The 19091-nt window shown below is 51.8% G+C and carries 12 protein-coding genes; 4 read left to right on the top strand and 8 right to left on the bottom strand.

What is annotated here, in order from left to right:
* Positions 1–15: 15 nt before the first annotated feature.
* The 3 genes from GZZ87_RS17660 to GZZ87_RS17670 all read right to left on the bottom strand — a co-directional run bounded on the left by GZZ87_RS17660 (position 16) and on the right by GZZ87_RS17670 (position 5678).
* Positions 16–693 carry a PEP-CTERM sorting domain-containing protein gene (locus GZZ87_RS17660; protein ID WP_162024849.1) on the bottom strand — a complete coding sequence of 226 codons (678 nt, stop codon included), beginning with the start codon at positions 691–693 and terminating at the stop codon, positions 16–18.
* Positions 694–937: 244 nt separating this feature from the next.
* Positions 938–3799 (bottom strand): hypothetical protein, encoded by a 2862-nt coding sequence (locus GZZ87_RS17665; protein WP_162024848.1) that lies wholly within the window; start codon positions 3797–3799, stop codon positions 938–940.
* Positions 3800–3833: 34 nt separating this feature from the next.
* Positions 3834–5678, bottom strand: a complete 1845-nt coding sequence (locus tag GZZ87_RS17670) for a right-handed parallel beta-helix repeat-containing protein (RefSeq protein ID WP_162024847.1) — start codon at positions 5676–5678, stop codon at positions 3834–3836.
* A gap of 382 nt (positions 5679–6060) precedes the next feature.
* Here GZZ87_RS17670 and GZZ87_RS17675 point away from each other — a divergent pair, with 382 nt between their 5' ends.
* The 3 genes from GZZ87_RS17675 (at position 6061) to GZZ87_RS17685 (ending at position 10033) form a co-directional block, all read left to right on the top strand.
* The gene (locus tag GZZ87_RS17675) at positions 6061–7572 is read left to right on the top strand and encodes a sulfatase (protein WP_162024846.1); all 1512 of its coding nucleotides are present in this window, start codon (positions 6061–6063) and stop codon (positions 7570–7572) included.
* A 30-nt stretch (positions 7573–7602) separates the two neighbouring features.
* Positions 7603–9441 (top strand): sulfatase-like hydrolase/transferase, encoded by a 1839-nt coding sequence (locus tag GZZ87_RS17680; protein ID WP_162024845.1) that lies wholly within the window; start codon positions 7603–7605, stop codon positions 9439–9441.
* Positions 9442–9655: 214 nt separating this feature from the next.
* The gene (locus tag GZZ87_RS17685) at positions 9656–10033 is read left to right on the top strand and encodes an endonuclease domain-containing protein (protein WP_162024844.1); all 378 of its coding nucleotides are present in this window, start codon (positions 9656–9658) and stop codon (positions 10031–10033) included.
* Positions 10034–10307: 274 nt separating this feature from the next.
* On the opposite strand, the gene GZZ87_RS17690 is transcribed toward GZZ87_RS17685, so the two are convergent.
* The 5 genes from GZZ87_RS17690 to GZZ87_RS17710 all read right to left on the bottom strand — a co-directional run bounded on the left by GZZ87_RS17690 (position 10308) and on the right by GZZ87_RS17710 (position 16759).
* Entirely contained in the window at positions 10308–11747 is a 1440-nt protein-coding gene (locus GZZ87_RS17690) for an MFS transporter (RefSeq protein WP_162024843.1), read from the bottom strand.
* Positions 11748–11777: 30 nt separating this feature from the next.
* Entirely contained in the window at positions 11778–12947 is a 1170-nt protein-coding gene (locus GZZ87_RS17695; protein ID WP_162071479.1) for a DNA-binding transcriptional regulator, read from the bottom strand.
* Between the two features lie 72 nt (positions 12948–13019).
* Positions 13020–14444, bottom strand: coding sequence for a sulfatase (locus GZZ87_RS17700; RefSeq protein ID WP_162024841.1), 1425 nt, complete (start codon positions 14442–14444; stop codon positions 13020–13022).
* Positions 14445–14455: 11 nt separating this feature from the next.
* Positions 14456–15343, bottom strand: a complete 888-nt coding sequence (locus GZZ87_RS17705; RefSeq protein WP_162024840.1) for a sialate O-acetylesterase — start codon at positions 15341–15343, stop codon at positions 14456–14458.
* 21 nt (positions 15344–15364) lie between these two features.
* Positions 15365–16759 carry a sulfatase gene (locus GZZ87_RS17710; RefSeq protein WP_162024839.1) on the bottom strand — a complete coding sequence of 465 codons (1395 nt, stop codon included), beginning with the start codon at positions 16757–16759 and terminating at the stop codon, positions 15365–15367.
* 269 nt (positions 16760–17028) lie between these two features.
* Here GZZ87_RS17710 and GZZ87_RS19815 point away from each other — a divergent pair, with 269 nt between their 5' ends.
* A complete protein-coding gene (locus GZZ87_RS19815; protein WP_244648063.1) occupies positions 17029–19005 on the top strand; it encodes a sodium/solute symporter in 1977 nt (658 codons plus the stop codon).
* The last annotated feature ends 86 nt before the right edge of the window (positions 19006–19091 follow it).

Raw genomic sequence — 19091 nt, forward strand, 5'->3', positions numbered from 1 at the left:
AATTATGGGGTGCTTCTATTTGCGACGGCGAACCATCACGAAGCTGAGAGCGAACAAGCCGCCAAGAAGGGCGTAGGTGCTTGGCTCTGGAATTGCTGACACCTCGATAGTGAAATCGAAATTTGCCAAACGGAAGGCACCTGCGGTGTTAGTTAGCTCAAATGAATTAGCTGCACTCAATGCGATTGCGGAACTTGCATCGGTATATGCAACGGCACTGCCACCATCTTGAGCAATGGTTGCAGTGTCATCTGGAGTGCCGTTCCAAAGAGCCATATCCAGCAGATCAAATGAAAAGCTATCGACTTGCAATGTGCCACCATCGGTCAATGTCGTCGCAGTGACCGCACCTAATGAGACGTTCAATGCTTTGCCGGCGCCATTCAAGTTTGGGTTGTATCGATTATTAGCAGAATCGAACGCTGCGTTTGCGGCTGATATCCTGGTTAGGACGACATTCACTACGAATGTGTCGTTCAGCATATCGCCATCAATATCTACATCGGATATCGTGAATGTTGTAGTGTTGAAATTACCGCTGGCATCATCGACCCAGCTACCTGCAACCGTAGCAGTATTTGCGGTTGTTTCGGTTGCACCATTACCATTCGCATCGTCGAATGAAAATACCGTTCCTGCTTGTGCGCTGAGCATCGCGGAAATGGAGGATATTAGGAGTATTGTTTTCTTCATATGTGTGTGTGTTATTGTTAGGGTTGTTGAATCCAGTATGAGTTTTGGTGAATATTATCAGATACTTCTATTGGGTAATATTAACGATTGCGTAAAAAATATGCGTATTTTCATCATATATGCGTATTATGCATTTTGAGGTATTTGTGTCATATTTGATGGTATTCTATGGAGAATTGACGGCATCGTATATTAATGATCTCGCAAAATATGTGTGTCATTCCGCCAGCGGGTGCTTGATACGCTACAACGCTTTATCCAACTCGATATCGATAAAGCGGAACAGGCCGCAGGGCACGTCGACTTCTATGGTCGATTTGTCTGATACATCGTAAGCGGTGCCATCGAGCAGGTTAGTCATCTTGACGGGGGCGACGGTGTTAAAGGTGATCGTCGCCACGCGGTCTGCGGGGCTGATGTAGCCGTTGTCGATCAAGGTCAGGCGTAGGTGCGTGGGGGAGGTCTGTGCGACGACCCAAGCGACATCACCGGTGACGGTGAGGGGCAGCTTTTTAGCACCCGCTTGGATGTCGGCCTCGATGGTTGTGTAGTAGGTGTCGGCGGCATAGGTCTGCTTGCCATCGGCAGAGAGATAGTTACGTCCGTCGGTGATGTATTCTTTGAGGATGCCTTTATAAATCGGGTGTAGCTTATCAACCATCGCTCCACGGGGAGCGTCTTGGTCTGCAAAAACACCGTGTTGTGGTGGTGTAATGAGCACGATGCCGTTTTCATAGGTCGGCAAGAAGTTGAGTCGTCGATCTGTGACACCTGCGGCGTAGCGGGAGAAATCCCACTCTGTAACAGGTGCGCCGGGCCAGCTGCCATTGAGGCGGCTGAAAACCATCGGATTGGCATCTTCAAACTCCTGATCAAAGAACGTGGTCCATTTGGCGTTGTTACCTTCGTCGAGGTAATGCTTGTCGGGTGACGTCATGCTGAGGTGCACGGGGTTGAAACTGACGATTTCGTTGCGCTCGGGCACGTAGAGCGCGCCCTTGGCGATGAGTTCGTAAAGAATGCTGAAGTATTCCTGATTGACTGCGAAGTTGTTTTGATAGGTCGATCCGCTCGCGATGTTGTAGATCTGTGCGCGCAGGAAGTGGTTGGGGATCATTTGGTGCGAGTGCTCACGCAGGCGGTCGAAGCTAGGGTTATCACGTGCGCCACGGGAGCCCCACTGGTTGGTCGCACCACTGACCCAGATGCCTAGGCGGGCAGCCACACTTTGCTCCATCGTCTTATCGGTCGTCTCTTCCATAGAGGGCACGAAAATATCCGCATATTCGCCAGACAGTAGATTCGACCAGAGTGGTAGATAGACGATCGACTGCCAGAAGGCGTGTTTGGTGCGCACGTAGATGTTGGCATTTTTGCCTTTGAAGTGCTCGGCCATCGGGTAGATGTGGTGCTCGAGCACGTAGTCGAACCCGTCGCCATACTGTTCAAGTTCTGGATAGATGAAGACGGATTTTTCGCCGTTGGCGGCATCCACGACCTGTTTCATCGTGTCAGTGCTGAACATGTAGGGGTCATTGCCGTGGCCCCCCCAGAATGAGATGCCCTTGCGGGGGCTATCGTAGAGGGCTGTGATCTGTGCCAAGGCTTGCTCGGACGTGAGGACGTATTTTTTACGGCGATCGCGTCGGTCGCGGTATTTATCGTCTTTGATCATTGATCGATCAAAATCTTCTACCTTCGACATGTGCTGACTTTGCAGGAAGACGGGGGTGCCATATTCCGCTTCGAGGCTTGTTGCGAGTTGCTCGACGTCGCCCTTGAGCGATTCGCTCATCATATACACAGGCTTGGCGCGTTCGTGGGCAGGGCGTTTGAAGGTCTTCAGCTGCTCGCGGGCGGTGGCGGTGTTGTCGAGGACTGCCTTAAGTTTACCCGATGGCTGGAAATTCGCGAGCGCATCTTTCCATCCGTCTTTCGTCGTATCTATGATGTGAATACAACTGCCGCCAGTTTGTGTGCCAGCCAGTAGGATCTTTCCTGTGTTGGAGTCCTTCCAGATATCGTTGAAGGAGTAGCCGACCGTGATGATTTCGGTCGTTTTGGAATTGAGGTCTGCTTGAGATATGAAGATCCGGGAGCCAAAGGAACTGAAAAATTGCGGTGTATCCTTAGAACCAAAACTCACTGACTGGGAGACGCGATAACCGAAGCCGTCTATTTGGCGTCGGAAGTCTTGCGGCCTGAGCGTCCGTGTTTCATCGGTCTTTAGATTGAGCCAGCCGATTTGTGCAGCATCAATCATACCGCTGGCACCATAGAGGAGTTCATCGACTCCGTCTTGATCGATGTCGCAGGTCGTGAGATCGCCCGCGCTGCCGCTGAGCTTCTTAATTGTTTTAAATGGCTGATCAGCCATCGGCTTGAAGAGATATACGGTGCCGGTGCTGGCATTGCTATAGACATTGCCGTGCACGAGTAGCGCTTCGCTGCCGTCGGCGACACGGACAGTGCGGATGAAGTTGGCAATGTGCGCAGGGCCGGGAGGAATGCGCTTCTTGCTCGCCTTGCCCCATGGCTTGTCCTTCGAGTAGGTCGCCGATGCGATGGTTTTGACTAAGTCGCCCTTGGCACTGAGGTAATAAATATTTTTGTCATAGCCCCCGCATACGACGTAAGGCAGGCCTTCGTGCGTGACCACGCTCACGGCATTCATTGGCGCATCGCTTGGCTTGAATTGCCACATGGTAGCGCCTGATCCATCGAGGCAGTAGAGTGAGCCATCGGCATTGGCCGCCAGAATTTCATCGGAACCGTTACCAGTGATGTCCGCGCACCAGATGTCGCGGTTCATAAAGCCCGAGAGCGAATTGACCCAGCCGATGCGTCCACCTTCGGTGAGTCCGATCAAGGTGCCCTCGTAGCTGCTTGCCACGATGTAGGGCGCGCCTTGATCCACCGCGCTGCGAACCTTAGAGATCGTATATGGGCTGAGATCGATACTGACGAGGCCCGCTGCTTGACGGACGACTGTCGTCTCGAAGGGCGTGCCCGATTCAGCCTCGCCGTAGCAACCCGAAATAATCAGAGAGAGCAGGACACTGACGCATGCGGCAGCGAGACGGGGGATTCGGGAGCAGGGTAGCATGGAAGTGTGCTCGGTTGCCCGAGCGATGGTTGTATTATTTTGTTACCACGGAGAGTGCGGGTGTTCTCTCTTCAAGAGCTTTAAACCCAGGATTCTTTGTGATTTTGACGTTTGAAGTGTCGCTGGCCTGCTCGATGTAAAGTTCACGATCAAAGCCGACACTTTTGTTATTACGGATCGTGACGTTTTCGCAATAATCTAAGTCAATTGAAGGGTAGTCTTCAATCTTCGGATAATCGGTGCTGAATTCAATTGTGTTGTCCTCGATCTTCAGTCCGTCGACGGAGCATGCGTAGGCCAAATGTCCGTTGAAGCTCTTGATCGTATTGCCTGTGAATTCGATATTACGGTGGTAGCGACCTTCGCCGAAGTGTTGCTCGGATGTAAGGAGTGGTGCGGCGTAGAGCGGGTAGTTTTCAGAGCCTTCGAAGCCAGGATTTTCAAATGTATTGTTGCGGATGACGACGTTCTCGACGGCGCCAGACTCATACCATTTGTTGTTGTCACCTTCGATGAGGATGCCGTGCATTTGTGGGGAGATTGTATTGTCTTCAACTAGGACGCTGCCCTTGGTTGTAATGAGCATGCCACGTGCACGGTTCTCACGAATTGTGTTATTCTTAAAGACGAGGTCGGGATTCCATGTGAGATTCTCGATTGAGAGGGGGCCTTCGGGGAGATTCTTAGGTGTCTCGGCGACAGTTACCACCACGAGGTTCTCATTGATGATTTCGGCCTGCGTCACGCTGGTTTCAAAGAATGGCAGGATCGTCTTACGTGAGAGCAGAGCGACTTTGTCACCAGGCTCAGCGAAGATTAAGCCAGTCTGCTGGAAGTGGCTGATTTCGCAGAGGAAGCGGTTGTCGCCGAGGTATTCGTTAATTTTAACGTATGCACCATGCACGTTGATGGCGTCGTCCAGCATGTGCTGAAATAGGCTGTTCTCGACTCGGATCTCGCCTTTGCAGCCGAGGAAGTGAGTGGCATCCGCACGGGTAGCCACTAGGCGCTCGTCGTTCGAACTGACAGTCATCCCGTCCAAATGGATGTTTTCGCAACGCTCAGCAATGAGTGCCATGCCACCTGCATTGTAAACAGTGACTTGTTCGATCTTAATGTCCTTCGAGCTGGCAGTGTGGATGGCTGGGCAAAGTCGACTGGTCGGGTGTGTGCCGTAGGAGATGAGGACACTGCCTACAGGCGGTGGCGACGCCTTAAACTTCGCTGCGATCTTGATGCGATTCTTACCAGCAAGGCTGGCTGTATGTGATTTGAAATTCACCGAATAGTCCTTTGTGTTATAGATCGGTGCGCGCGTTTCGGGGTCAAATACGATGTTTGATCCCATCTTGTCCTGCCAGTTGTATTTCTCGGAGAACATTTTGCCACCTGAGATCGAGTGCGGGTATTTCACCGGATCGACCTCAACCACGATGTATCTTTCTTTTTTGTTACTCTCGACGACTGGCAATTCATCGTGAAACGAGCGCTCCCAATCGATGGAGAAATTTTTGAGCGTAACACCTTCGGTGTTGTCCACGACGATGGGACTGATTCTGCCATGGAACATAAACATCGAACCGCCACCATCGATGGTGATGTTTTTAAATCCGATGAGGGGAAACGCGATCCGCTTTAAGCTGTTATCGTGGTTCGTGACCGCGCGATACATTTCAACCGCTTTCTCGGGGTAGAATTCGTATTGCCCCTTGGGGAAGTGGAGGGTGATGTCGCTTTGACCTTTGACTGATTCGATCAGTTGATTGACTTCAAGGCTCACGTCCTGTCCTGGCAGGATGCCATGGTCTGCGACGTTAATGGTTTCGGCATTAACAAACTGTGTGCAAAGAACCGCCATGCTAAGAAATAGTGCTCTCATAATTATTTTTTTTTGTGTGTGATATTCGTCTGTTGGCCGAAGCAGGGGAGAGGTAAGCAATCTTGGGATTGCGCCCGAATGGGCGGGAGACTTCGGCGTTTATACCCGCTAGAATATCACGGCGGCGTTTTTTGCGAAATACGAGATCACGCAAAAGGTATATGCGATTGCGCACATCAACCTCGTTTGGAGTGAGGCATGATTCCTCAAAAATAGTCGATCCATTGGGGGCTATTTCGAGTGAATGGCGTAAATTCGTATATGCTTTGCGCATTAAAGTGTAGATGCGGTATACGTATATGAGTATGATAACTGATCATTGTGGAGTTCGTTGATTGAGCCCCTAATTTCTGAGCCACCACTTTAACTGATCAATAAGACGATGAAGATACTCACAAAAACACTTACCCTTTTCTGCAGCCTAGCGCTGCCTGCAACCTCTGCACTCGGTGCCGTTCCTGCACCAAATATTGTCTTCATTTTAGTCGATGATCTAGGTTATGGCGATGTCGGCTTCAATGGCTCGACCTTTTACGAAACGCCACATATCGACGCACTCGCACAGGGTGGTCTTATATTGGATAGTGCTTACATGTATCCGACCTGCTCGCCTTCGCGCACGGCGCTGGCCACTGGCAAACATTCATTTCGCACAGGTATCTATACCGTTCCCGTGTTAGAAAAGGGCGACGATCAGGAGAACATCTTTTCTCGTTGGACCGTCGGCGAAGAGCATACCTTGTATAGTCAACCGATGGCTGATGCGGGTTACCAGTCGATCTTTATCGGCAAGTGGCATTTGGTCGGCCCATATCCAGAGGAGGAGCTGTCGGCTGAGTGGCCGTTGACTGAAAAACTCAAGCAGCCCGATCCGTGGGCAGTGGACTGGGTGCCATACCATAAATCACCGGAGGGGCAGAAGTATTACCCAGAGGGACGCGGCTACTTGCAGAACATTGCAGGCACGTATCGCGGCGATCCAGCTCTGGAAATCGGTGGCTATAAGGGTGAAACCGGCGGTTACTTTTCGCCGTTCAATAATCCGTTTATGGACGAACGTGAGCCTAAGGATGAATGGTTGACTGATCACCTGACGACCAAGGCAATCGAATTTATGGATGCGCACAAAGAAGGGCCATTCTTCGTCGATCTGCATTACTACACGGTGCATGCCCCGTTGCGTGCACGTAGTCCCGAACTTTTGAAGAAGTATATCGATAAACCAGGCGACCCGATTACGGGGCAGGGCACAGAGCGCGGCAAGCGTGGTGAGCACGAAGCCATGTATGCGACGATGATCGAATCGCTCGACGACAACGTCGGTCGCATCGTCGACTATCTAGATCAACATGACTTACGTGAGAACACAGTGATCGTCTTTAGCTCGGACAATGGGCAAAACAACAAACGCAACGACCTGCTACGTGGGTGCAAAGGTTACATCTATGAAGGCGGCATCAAGGTGCCGACCTTTGTCAATTGGCCAGGTAAGGTGACTGCACGTCGCAGTTCGACCACAGTCACGGCAGTGGACTTTTTTCCGACCTTGATGGATATTGCAGGCATTGATTACGATGGCTTGCTGGACGGGGAATCGTTTGCACCACTCTTTACCGCCGAAGATGAGACGCTACAGGAGCGTTCTCACTTCTGGCACATCGCCAGCCAGTATAAACACGGCGCGTGTTCAGTTGTTCGCAAAGGGAATTACAAGTTGATCCAGTTTCTGAAGGACGGCTCAGTGGAACTGTATGATCTGAAAGCTGATCCGAAAGAATCGAAGAACTTAGTTCAAACCAAGCCTGAGACCGCTGAAGCATTGCTCAGCGCACTCGTAGCGTGGCGCACCGCAAACGCCGTGCCATTGCCGCCTGAATCTCCATTGGCGCATTAATCGCAGATCCCTTCCCGCACCACACTACTTATGAAATACTCCCCAACCTCTCTAGCGCTGTCTGCCTGTATGATTCTCTCCGCAACTGCGGGGAGCCTGACCACGAACGGCGCGTCCGCCGTGCATACCAACTCAGTCTCGACCGAAACCAACGGCAAGAATCTGATTTGGATTATTACCGACGAGCATAATCTACGAACACTCGGTGTCTATCGCGATCTGTTGGACGCGAAGTATCCCAACGACCCCAAACAGGCAGAGATCTGGGGTGCGGGCAATGTCGTGGAGACGCCGAACCTGGATCACATTGCACGTAAGGGCGCCATCTTTACGAACATGCATGCCGCCACTCCGGTATGCACACCGTCACGCGCTTCGATGTTTACTGGGATTTATGGTTCTCAACTCGGCCTGAAAAATAACTCCACCACAGTCAGTGATGGCAAGTTTCTCGATGATTCCTCGGTCACTACGATTGCCGAAGTATTGAGAGATGCCGGTTATTGGACGACCTACATCGGCAAGTGGCACCTCAGTGGCACGGCCGCGGAGGACAACGATTGGTGGTCGCCCGGCTATCCTGCGCCGTATGACGAGCAGACCAACCCAGAGGGGAGTTTCCTACACCCAAGCTACGTCGAGATCTCCGATTATGGCTGGCAGGATCGTCGATGGATGTTTAACAACGGGCATGGTAAATACAAAGGGATCGATGCCGAAGGGAACCCGTATAACGCGAGCAATCGACCGAAGATCCAAGATCTGGACGGCGATGGTCAGTTCTTCCCTCAGGATCTAGACGATGTCGATGCCTTGGGGCACCCGATCTATGCCGATGATAAGTCCAAGTCTGTGAAATTTACCACGGACTGGCTCTTTGACCGTGCGGTGGATGTTATCAAAAATCCTACGGATACACATGCTCCACGTGGCAATGATCCGTTCTTTATGGTGATCAGCATTCCCGATCCGCACACGCCCGATAGTGCCAGAGAGCCCTATGCGTCGAACTACAACGACATGGATATTCAGATGCCGCATACCTTTCAGGATCCAAATTTCCCAGGAGGCGCTAGCCACCTGGATACGAATCCGAGCTGGATGAAGCCCGACGCAAAAGCCAATAAATCAAAGGGCGCCTATAAGAATCACGCGTCTGCGGTGGATGCATTGAGCAATGGGCAAACACCCTATAAATTCCAGCTGTTTGATGATTTAAAGCAATATTTCGGCATGGTGGAAGCGATCGATTACAATATCGGTTTACTGGTTGATCAACTCGAAGCGCAAGGCGTGCTGGAAAATACCTTGATCATGTTCAGTGCGGATCACGGTGATCTACTCGGCGAACATGGACGTCTCAACAAGAGCTCGCCGTATGACATGTCTGTTGCGATTCCGTTTATCGTGGTCGATGGCAGTCAACTCACGGCGACGAAGAGCGACTCCGCTCCTATGATTCCAAGCGGCCTAGTCGTGGAAGCGGCTGCGACGAATGCAGATTGGCTGGAGACATTTCTGAGGCTTTTGGATGTGACTGATATTCCCAAGAATCAAGGGCGCGATCTTACGCCGCTACTCAGCGCAACGCCGCCGCAGGTCTGGGACGATATTGCGGTGGTCGAGCAGGGCTACTGGATCGCAGCGATCAGTAGACGCTACAAGTTGGTGATCGATAATTCAGCAAAAGGCGACGTCTGGCTATTTGATTTGGATCTCGATCCTGACGAATTCATTAACCGCCTCAATGATCCCGCTTACCACGAGATCGTCAAGAAGCTGGCTCAAGGCATCAAAGACGGAATGCAGGCGCATGGTATCGGCGCGAGTAAGATCAAGTTGAAAGTCAATGCGTTGCTGGCGAAATGATTGACCTACAACCGCTTCGCTAGAGAGCCCTTCGGGCGAGTTTTGGGAGTTCCTTCCTTTACGAGGCATATCCTTATACACATCTTTGCCCGTTTAAATTGACGCTATGAATGCACTATTTAAAGCTCCTCCCCTGCGAAGGGGAGGTGGCTCGGTCTGCCGAGACGGAGGGGTTTCGCTGGTAATGTCCATCCCTTGATCTAATCTGTAAGGTATGTCTGTTGGTGACCAAGAGCGACTCAACAACTTGCCTGCACTAAAGCATTTCCGTAGAAAACTACGGAGTCATATGACGCCTGCTGAGGCAAAACTCTGGACTTACCTGAAAGGCAAGCAACTCGAAGGTCGAAAGTTTCGTCGCCAGCATAGTGTCAGCCAGTATATTTTGGATTTTTACTGTCCAGCATCAAAGCTGGCTATTGAACTGGACGGGCAGGCGCATAACAGCGCGATGGCTGCCGAATACGACCACGAACGCACACTCTTTCTTCAAGCGACAGGCATTCAAGTGATTCGATTTGAAAACAAGACAGTCTTCGACCAACCAGAGTGGGTATTAGAACAGATTCGAACGGCAGTTAACATAAGCTGAGGCTGGGCCCAAACCCCTTCCGACTCGCTCAAGCAACTGTAAAAACCCCTCCGACCCCGCAGACGGGGCCACCTCCCCTTCGCAGGGGAGGAGCTGTCAATTGCCCGTAAATTACGTAAAATTGGAAATACAAACTTGTGTCTAAGGATATGCTTACCAAGGGAAGGTGGCTCGGTCTGCCGAGACGGCATGCGCCGCCGTAGCCTTGGCGTAGGAGGTAGGAGTGAAGGTTTGTCTGCCGATCCAAGGCGACTTTCTGAAAGGTTACGGAAGACTAGGATGAGGTCTCCTCAGTCGCGAGATCTGCCAGCTTACGGCGGCGCTCTAGGCGCGTGCGGATTGCGTAGGCTTTGTTTTCAGTGATCGGATAGTGATAGAGTAGGATGAAGCCGAGAATCAAGGCGCAGGCAGGGATCAAGCAATACATAATGCGAATCGCGAAGATGGTGTCCGAGGATTGATTCGCGCCGAGGTCGGCATCGAAGCCGCATCCATTGAGGATGAAGCCTGAAATAATCAGCGCGCCTGAAATCCCAAGCTTGCCGATCCAACTATGAAATGCGCTGAACATACCTTCCTGCCGTTCACCGCTCTTTAGTTCTTCATAATCGACGACATCTGGTATCATCGCCTGAATAAGAGTCCATACTGCGATGAGGCAAAAGGCTTGTATAAAGTTTGGCAGGAGTGCGAGGTAGGGGGACTCGGGCGTGTAGCAAAACCATTTGAGGATGTCGCCTACGAAAGCGAGCGCGAGCGCGGCGAGCAAGGTCTTGCGTTTGCCGATTCGTTTGGCTGCGTAAGCCATAACGGGTATGCCGAGTAGGCCGCCGATCTGAGCGGCATAGCCACAAAATGTGAGCACCATGCCTGCGCTGGTGCTTCTGGTTCCGTCGAATACGTGATAAATAGTCAGGTAATAGCTCAAGTTGCTGACCATCGTGAGCCCGAATAACATGACTGCCGTGACTGCGATGAGTATGATGAAAGGCCGATTCTGTAAGGTATGCCGACTACTCTCGATGATACCTATTTTTTTGCCAGAGCGCTTCTTTAGCAATTTTTGAAAGGTCGGATGCTCTTTACAGGCAAAGACTGGGATCAAGGTAAATAGTAGCACGACTACTCCTAGCCCCATGCTCGTATAGCGCATGCCTACGGCCATGTCATCAAAGCAGTCGAGCGTTACGATCATGAACAAGCTGGAGCTAAGGAAGCCTCCCGCCTTCGACATGACTGCTTGGTAGGCCATCACACTGGTGCGCTCGTGATAGTCGGGGGTCAACTCCATCCCCAGTGCACTGTAGGGCACGGAGAAGATACTCATCCCCATGAATAAAAATAAGGTGGTGCAAGTGAACCAAATTAGACTACCGCTAGGCGTGAGATCGCGCGGCACCATCCAGATCGCAATAAAACCGACTGCGCAAAGAATACTGGACGCTGCGATCCAAGGTCGCCGCCGTCCGAAACGCGAGCGGGTGCTGTCGGTCATATAGCCGACGATCGGATCAGTAATCGCATCGAGAATGCGGGAGGCACCCAGAGACAACCCAATCAAGCGCGGATCGACGCCCAATATATCATTAAAGATGGGGTTAGCCATCTGATTGAGGGTGTTCATTTGCAGGCGTTGAGACGACATGCCCAAGCCGTAGCCCACCTTTTGAGTCGTAGAGACTTTATCCTCTGGCTTAGTGATATGATGCTTCACGAGTCGGAAGTGTGCCCGAGGCCAGATCTATTAATTTGAAGCCCCTTGTCCCTGTGAACGAAACTGCTTTCGGTAATCACGGGGAGTCATGCCAGTCGTTTTCTTAAACACATGGGTCAGATAGTTGTAAGTGGCATAGCCACAGACCTCCGCGATGTTTTGCATTTGCATATCGGTCTCGGCGAGGAGTCGGCGGGCTTTGTCGATTCGGATACGGCGAATTTCGTCCACTGGAGAATGGCCGAATGCCTGCTGGAAATGTCGCTCCAGTGATCTTCGAGCCATCGGGACTGCGCGCAAAATATCGTCTGTTGTAATCGGCTCGAAGGCGTGTTCGCGGATGTAGGAGACGACTTGTAATAACTTTGGATCTCTGACTGCGAGGGTATCGGTCGATAGCCGATCCATCACACCGAGCGGCGGAATATATGTAACATCGATCGGCACGGTCTCTCCCTTCATTTGACGATGCAATGTCTTCGCTGCTTGATAGCCGATTGTTTCAGTGGGGCCGAGCACGCCTGACAGTGAAGGGAAGCAGGCGTGTGAGAGGAGCTCATCGTAGCTGCCACTGAGCACTGCCACATCATGCGGCACGGAGATGTTTGCCGCCATGCAGCAGTCCACCACAGCACGCGCGTAACCATGCCCCCAGACTAAGACGCCGACCGGTTTCGTGAGGCCTTGCAGCCACTCGGTGATCGTTTCGTGTAGGTTCGGCTGGTCTTTCTGTAATTTCAGGGCCGTCAAGGAGAGGCCGTGCGATTCGACGGCTTCTTCAAAGGCTTTTGCATACCAAACTGGATTCGGCATATTCGTGGGGCCGACAAACGCAATATTGCGCAGTCCACGATCGAGGAAATGCTGTGCAGCCATTTTGGTGCTGGCACGGTCGTCGGTCCGAATGCAGGGCGCGACGGGGTCAGGGAGTGGGTTGTCTGAAACATCCACAGCATGCAGCCCTAGCTTTTTGATCTCACTCGCCAGTTTTGGTGTGTCGATGCGTGTAATGACACCATCGCCACGCCATCCTTTGGGGATATCTTCTAGAGAGTTGTTTCGCTTCGAATTAATCCACACATGCCATGGGCCTACTTCATTGGCGTAGGATAGAATGCCTTTGAGGATTTTTCGGGCCCAACCACTTGAGGGGTCGAGGAGAATAGCGACTTGGGGTATTTTTCGGTCGAATTGCTTCACGTGGCGAGATAGTGCAACTTGTATATACAATTGCAAATCCTATGTGGTTCTAAATTGGAAAGAAAAGAGACGCTATAGATTGACTCCGCTCCCTTGCATACTCGCGTCGTTTGACCACAAAATATACCACGGGTCGTTCGTTCGCACTTGAAAGGCTTTAATCTGATCTTTGAGCGATTCGAGCATGGCTGCGGATTGTGGATCGTCTGCCAAGTTGATCAGTTCGTTGGGGTCATTTGATAGGTCGTAGAGTTCAAATTCTTTGCGGTGCAGGAAGTCTTCGACCTTACGGTTGCCGTAGTATTCGTTGCCGGAGCGGTGGACCTGCTGCCATGTGGACGCGGCCCAGAGGTCGGACGCGAAGGGATAGGATAGGCCGTAGGCGATATTCCAGATCAGCTTATAGTCGCCGTTACGCACCACGCGCATCGGGTAATACATCGTGAGTTCATGGAAGTTGTGAGACGCATATATTTCATCCCATCCGTTGGCATCCGATTCGTTGAGAATCGGTAGAATGGAGCGACCGTGGAAGGCATCCGCGCTGTAGGCGACATCGGCATAGTCGAGAATGGTGGGTGTGAGGTCGGCCCATGTGATCATGGCCTGATTGACCAAACCGGCCGCATCATTTTGAGGATCCATTACGATGCATGGCAATTGGATGCCAGGTTCATAAACGGTGGTTTTGGCTCCGGGAAAGGCCATGCCGTTGTCGGAGATATAAATAATCAGCGTGTTTTCTGATTTTCCTGCATCTTCCAGCAGTGTCTGTAATTTACCGAGGCCTTGGTCGATTCGCGAAATGGATTGGTAGTATTGAGCGATCTCGGCGCGGGACTCCGGGCTGTCGGGCATGAACGCGGGCACAAGCACTTCGGCAGGATCATATTTGATTTGTGTTTCGCCGGGGTAGGGCTCGGTTTTGTTGCCGAAAGAATTCGGGTCGCTCCAGACTTCTGGAGTGAAGGGGTTCCCGCGATGCGGGTCATCTGGGCAGAAGTAGAGGAAGAAGGGTGCGTCCTGGTTGATGACGTCCTTACACGCTTCAGCCATTTCGATGGTGCTGCGTGGATCGGCTTCGAGCGTGGTATCGAAATGATAGACGGCTTCTGGCGCGACGTGGTATTTGCCAACACGAGCGGTTTGATAGCCCGCAGCTTCCAGCAGCACAGGCAGGGAATCGACGCCATCAAACGTGCTGAAGTGGTGGTAATCATGCACGTGGCCATAGGATCCTGTCGCATGGCCGTATTTACCCGTCAGGATGACGGAGCGACTGGCGGCACAACTGGCGCTAGTGCAGTAGGCATTCGTGAAGCGCACGCCGTTCTCTGCCAGCTTGTCCATGTTCGGCGTTTGAATGACGGGATTACCATAGCAACCGAGGGCATCCATGCCGTGGTCGTCGGTGACGAATAAAATGATGTTGGGCTTCTGGGCAGCGGAGAGTTGAACGCTGAGGGCGGCCAAGAGTAGGGGAATGATGTAACGCATAGTAGGGTAGCTTAGTGTTGGTTTAACTCGATCAGGGATTTCGCGAATGCCGTGCCGAGGCGTTTTTGACCGACTTCATTATAATGAACTTGGTCGGTGTGTTTTGGGAAGTCATCCCATGGGGGATTGGCAGTGGTGAGTGTGACGCGCGCCCGTGAGTCTGCTTTCGCTACGTTGACCATCGCTTGGCGCACCATGGTGGGGCCGGGCTCAAAGTTGCCATATCGCGAGTTGATTTGGCCATAGATGAAAGGCATGTCAGGCAGGTTGAATTCACGCCGGTAGCGGGCGATCAATTGCTTTAGGTTGGCCTCGTAGCTGCGCGCGCTAATTTCTTTGGCCGCATCGTTTTCGCCCTGCATCCAGAGCATGCCGATGATCTTGTAGCTTTGACCTGCTGCTTCGAGGCGGCTGAGTTCTTGGTGGATATATGCGATGTGTTCATCCACTAGGTGCAGGTTTTGTTTGCGATCCCCTTTTTCGACGGCTTTGGATTTATCGGCCGACCACTCGGGGTTCCATGCGCCATAGAGCGCCGTGCCGCCTTGAGCGCGTTTGATAAATAGGTATTCTTGATCTGGATTTGCTTGTGCCAGCTCGATCCCAACAAAGAGCTCCGGCCCAAAACGATCGCTGAAATCGTATTTCTCTGTGGAGTAAGTAAAGTAGGTGAGCGGAGCCGTGGACTTGCCGTTATAAGTCAGCGACACTTGCTTTGCCGCATCTTCGACTCGTGCTTTGTCCTCACTGGAGAGCGCATGATAATTACCCGCGCCTGCCATATTGGATTGCCCCGCGAAGAGCACGACATGGACGGGCTGATCTGCCGATGCAATTACACTAGCCGTCGGACTGAGAGCGCAAAGTGCAGCAGTTAGAATGTATCGCATGTATTTCATGATGAATCGTGCCTCTGCCGTTTATTGAACGCCTGAGTATTGATCGACTTCCATTTCCTTCTCCCATGCTTTCAGCTTTTTGACGAGTTGATCGACTTTTTCGGGATGAGTGGCGGCCAAGTCCTTTTGTTCGCCAATATCATTGGCGATATTATAAAGCTTCAGTGTGCCACTGCGGTAAGCGAGGAGTTTCCAGTCGCCTTCGCGGACGGAGGCGTAGAGGTCTTCATAGGCGCGGTAGCCGAAAAGTGGTTCGCCACGATCGAGTATGCTGTTGTTACGAATGGTTGGTAGCAAGGAGACACCGTCGAGGTTTTCGTATTGGCTAGGGTCACCACCAGCAATTTCGACCAAGGTCGGGAAGAGGTCGGTGGATTGCACGAGGCTATTGTTTTGAGCGGCTACGGTGACGCCTGGCCAGTTCACCATAAACGGCACGCGTGCGCCGCCTTCGTAGAGCGTGTCTGCTTTCTTGCCGCCATGGAAGGGCTTGTTCTCAAACATGCCCCCTTGGTCGGATAAGAAGATGATAATGGTTTCTTTATCGATGCCCTTGGCTGCTAGTGCGGCACGGACACGGCCGACAGATTCGTCCATCGCGCTAACCATTGCAGCATAGTGTGCCTCTTTGCCGGTGAATCCTTTGTCGAGGTAGTGCTTGAGCAAGTCCTTGCGGCCGACGTGTGGGCCATGCACCGTGTAATACCAGAGCGAGATCATGAAGGGTTGTTCCTTCTCGTAGTGCTCGATGAAGTTGACGGTTTCATCGGTCAACTTGTCAGTCAGGTAACGCTCTGTCTCGTCAGCCATGACGTCGGAATGATGGAAATACGGTGGATAGTAAGACTTCGGATGTCCTGCGTTGCCTGTGCCGATCTGCCGGTCAAACCCCTGATGGATGGGGTGAAAGGGCTCGTGGCCGAGATGCCACTTGCCGACGAATAGATTATAGTAGCCTAAGTCCTTGAGCGCTTCGGCGTAGCTAGTGTATTCGAGTGCTAACCAATTGGGGCACGGGAACTGAGCGGGATCCTTCTTCCAGTAGTTGACTGGGTTGCTCTCGTCGGTGCGGCCGTATTTATCAAAGCCGTGTTCAATATCATTCGGAATGTGGCGCACCATTTTGATCCGTGCGGGATGTTGTCCGGTTAGCAGCGTGGCGCGGCTGGGGCTACAGGTCGGCGTCGCAATGTAGGCTTGTTGGAAGTCGAGACTGTCTGCTGCCAGCGCATCCAGATTCGGCGTGTCCAGTAGTGGATCGCGGTAACCCATATCATCCCAGCCCATGTCATCGACGAAGAGCAGCACGATATTCGGTTGTGCCGTGGTTGGAGCATTCGATTTTGCTGCATGCGCGGTGGCGCTAAAAGTTAATGTCAGCAGGAGTGAGGCGAGCAAAGAGGTCGTTGTTTTCATAGAGAGTCCCAATGGGGGGGGTATTATCTTATCACAAAGCTGCGTGGCATAAATGCGAAATCACGTAAAAAGCATACACAATCTCGCCAAGATCCGCATGTCCGCTGTGAGGTAAATCATTGTGGCGAGATTGTGTATGCTTTTTCCGTAAATGCGTGTATCAGCGCGAGGGTCCCATAGATATACTGCCTAACTTCTACAAATCTTTCGGATAATTAGAGCACGCCGAAATCCTTATCACACCCCAATGGTATCTTAACACCTATCTCATGAACATACTTGAAGTCTCATTATTCATCATCGCCGTTGTTGGCGTTATCGGTCTTGGCATTTGGAAGAGTCGAGACGAAGACACTTCGGGAGAGCAGGGCGCTTCCGATTATTTCCTCGCTGGCCGTGGCCTCACGTGGTGGCTCGTCGGTTTCTCATTGATCGCTGCTAATATCTCGACCGAGCAATTTGTCGGCATGTCAGGCTCTTCAGCCAATTGGCTCGGCATGGCGATCGCCTCTTACGAGTGGATGGCGGCTGTCACTCTGATCTTTGTGGCGTTCTGGTTCTTGCCGAAATTCCTCAAAGCAGGTCTCTATACGATTCCTGAATTTTTGCAGTATCGTTTCGACGGTGTCGCACGTCTCGCCATGGCGATTCCTGCGATTGTAACCTTGGTATTTGTTACAACCTCTTCGGTCATTTTCTCCGGCGGTAAGTTCGTTTCCGAATATTACAATGATGTGCCGATCCTCAATAATCTGACCGCAGTCTGCTGGATGATCGCGATTTTTGCGGCGGTTTATGTATTCGTCGGTGGTCTAAAAGCCTGTGCGTGGACTGACTTGATCTGGGGCGCGGCTCTGATTGTTGGTGGTGCGATCGTGATGTTCCTCGCGTTTAATGTGTTGGCAGACAAGTCAGCCGAAGAGCTCTTCCTCACCAAGGTTGCGAATTCAGATGCGACGGTTGAGCAACTCGAAGTGGCGAGCCCGTGGGAACGATTCATGTTATTGAATGATGGTGTCGACGGCGAAGCCGTTGCCATGAACGGGCCGAATGGTTCTGGCGGTAAGGTGCACATGGTGCGCCCGAAAGAAGACACGGACATTCCATGGACTGCATTGCTGATCGGTCTTTGGATTCCTAATTTCTTTTACTGGGGGCTGAATCAATATATCGTGCAACGCACTTTGGGTTCGAAGTCGCTGGCCGAAGGTCAGAAAGGTATTGTTTTTGCGGCGACTCTGAAGTTGCTGATTCCATTCTTGGTGGTGATTCCGGGGATTCTCGCTTTCAATCTCTTTAGCGGCGACCTCCATACCTCTGCTGCCAATAAGAACATCGCGATGGTTCAAGCAGCCGAAGTGGCGAATTCAAACACGGTTGTTTCTGTCGAGGCCGCCGTTGTCGGACTACAGCCAGAGCTTGCTGGACGTGCCTTGGCACAGAACATCACGGCAGTCGGTGCGGATGCAACGCTGGCCGTGGGGGTTGGAGGCGATGAGCTAGCGAATCGTATCAACGAGCTCGCGCAATCCGGAGTGGATGGCGGCATGAGTCTATCGACTCTGAAGGCATATGATTATGACTCCGCATTCCCAGTTCTCGTGCGTAACCTAATCAAGCCGATCCCGTTGATTTCCTGGTTCGTGCTCGCAGCTCTCTGCGGCGCGGTGATCAGCTCACTGGCATCCATGCTTAACTCTGCTTCGACGATTGCGACAATGGATTTATACTCGAAATTTTCGGGTGAAAAGAATCCAGCAAAACTGGTTAAAGTTGGTCGTGGGTTTGTGGTGCTCTTCGTTTTACTTGCCGCACTCGTTGCTCCAAAGCTCGATAACTTCGAGAGTATCTTCGCATACATCCAAGAGTTCCAAGGGTTCATCTCTCCTGGTATCTTGGCCGTCTTCATCTTTGGCTTCTTCTCACCACGCACACCTCGCTACTTCGGTGCGGTTGGCATCGGCCTGAACGTTGTTTCTTATGGTTCGTTCAAGTTGTTCCTCGGTGATTGGGTCGTCTCCAAGGGCTGGTGGTATGCCGATCAAATCGCATTCTTAGACCGTATGGCTATCTGCTTCTTTATTGTAATGATCGCGGGTGCATTACTCACGTTGATCAAACCAATGAAGAATCCAGTGGTGTTGCCAGTGAACGATCAAATCGAATTGGAGTCTTCCAAGGGCGCGAAGATCGTTGGTATCGGTGTGGTGCTCGCTACCATCGCACTCTACGCAGTCTTCTGGTAGGCCGCTCGCTTAATACTGCTTTCCAAGGTCGGACGTTCGCTATAACGTCCGACCTTTTTTTGAAAAGGTCATCTTTCTGTTCATTG

Origin of the sequence: Lentimonas sp. CC4 (genome assembly GCF_902728235.1) — a bacterium.
Taxonomy (GTDB): domain Bacteria; phylum Verrucomicrobiota; class Verrucomicrobiia; order Opitutales; family Coraliomargaritaceae; genus Lentimonas.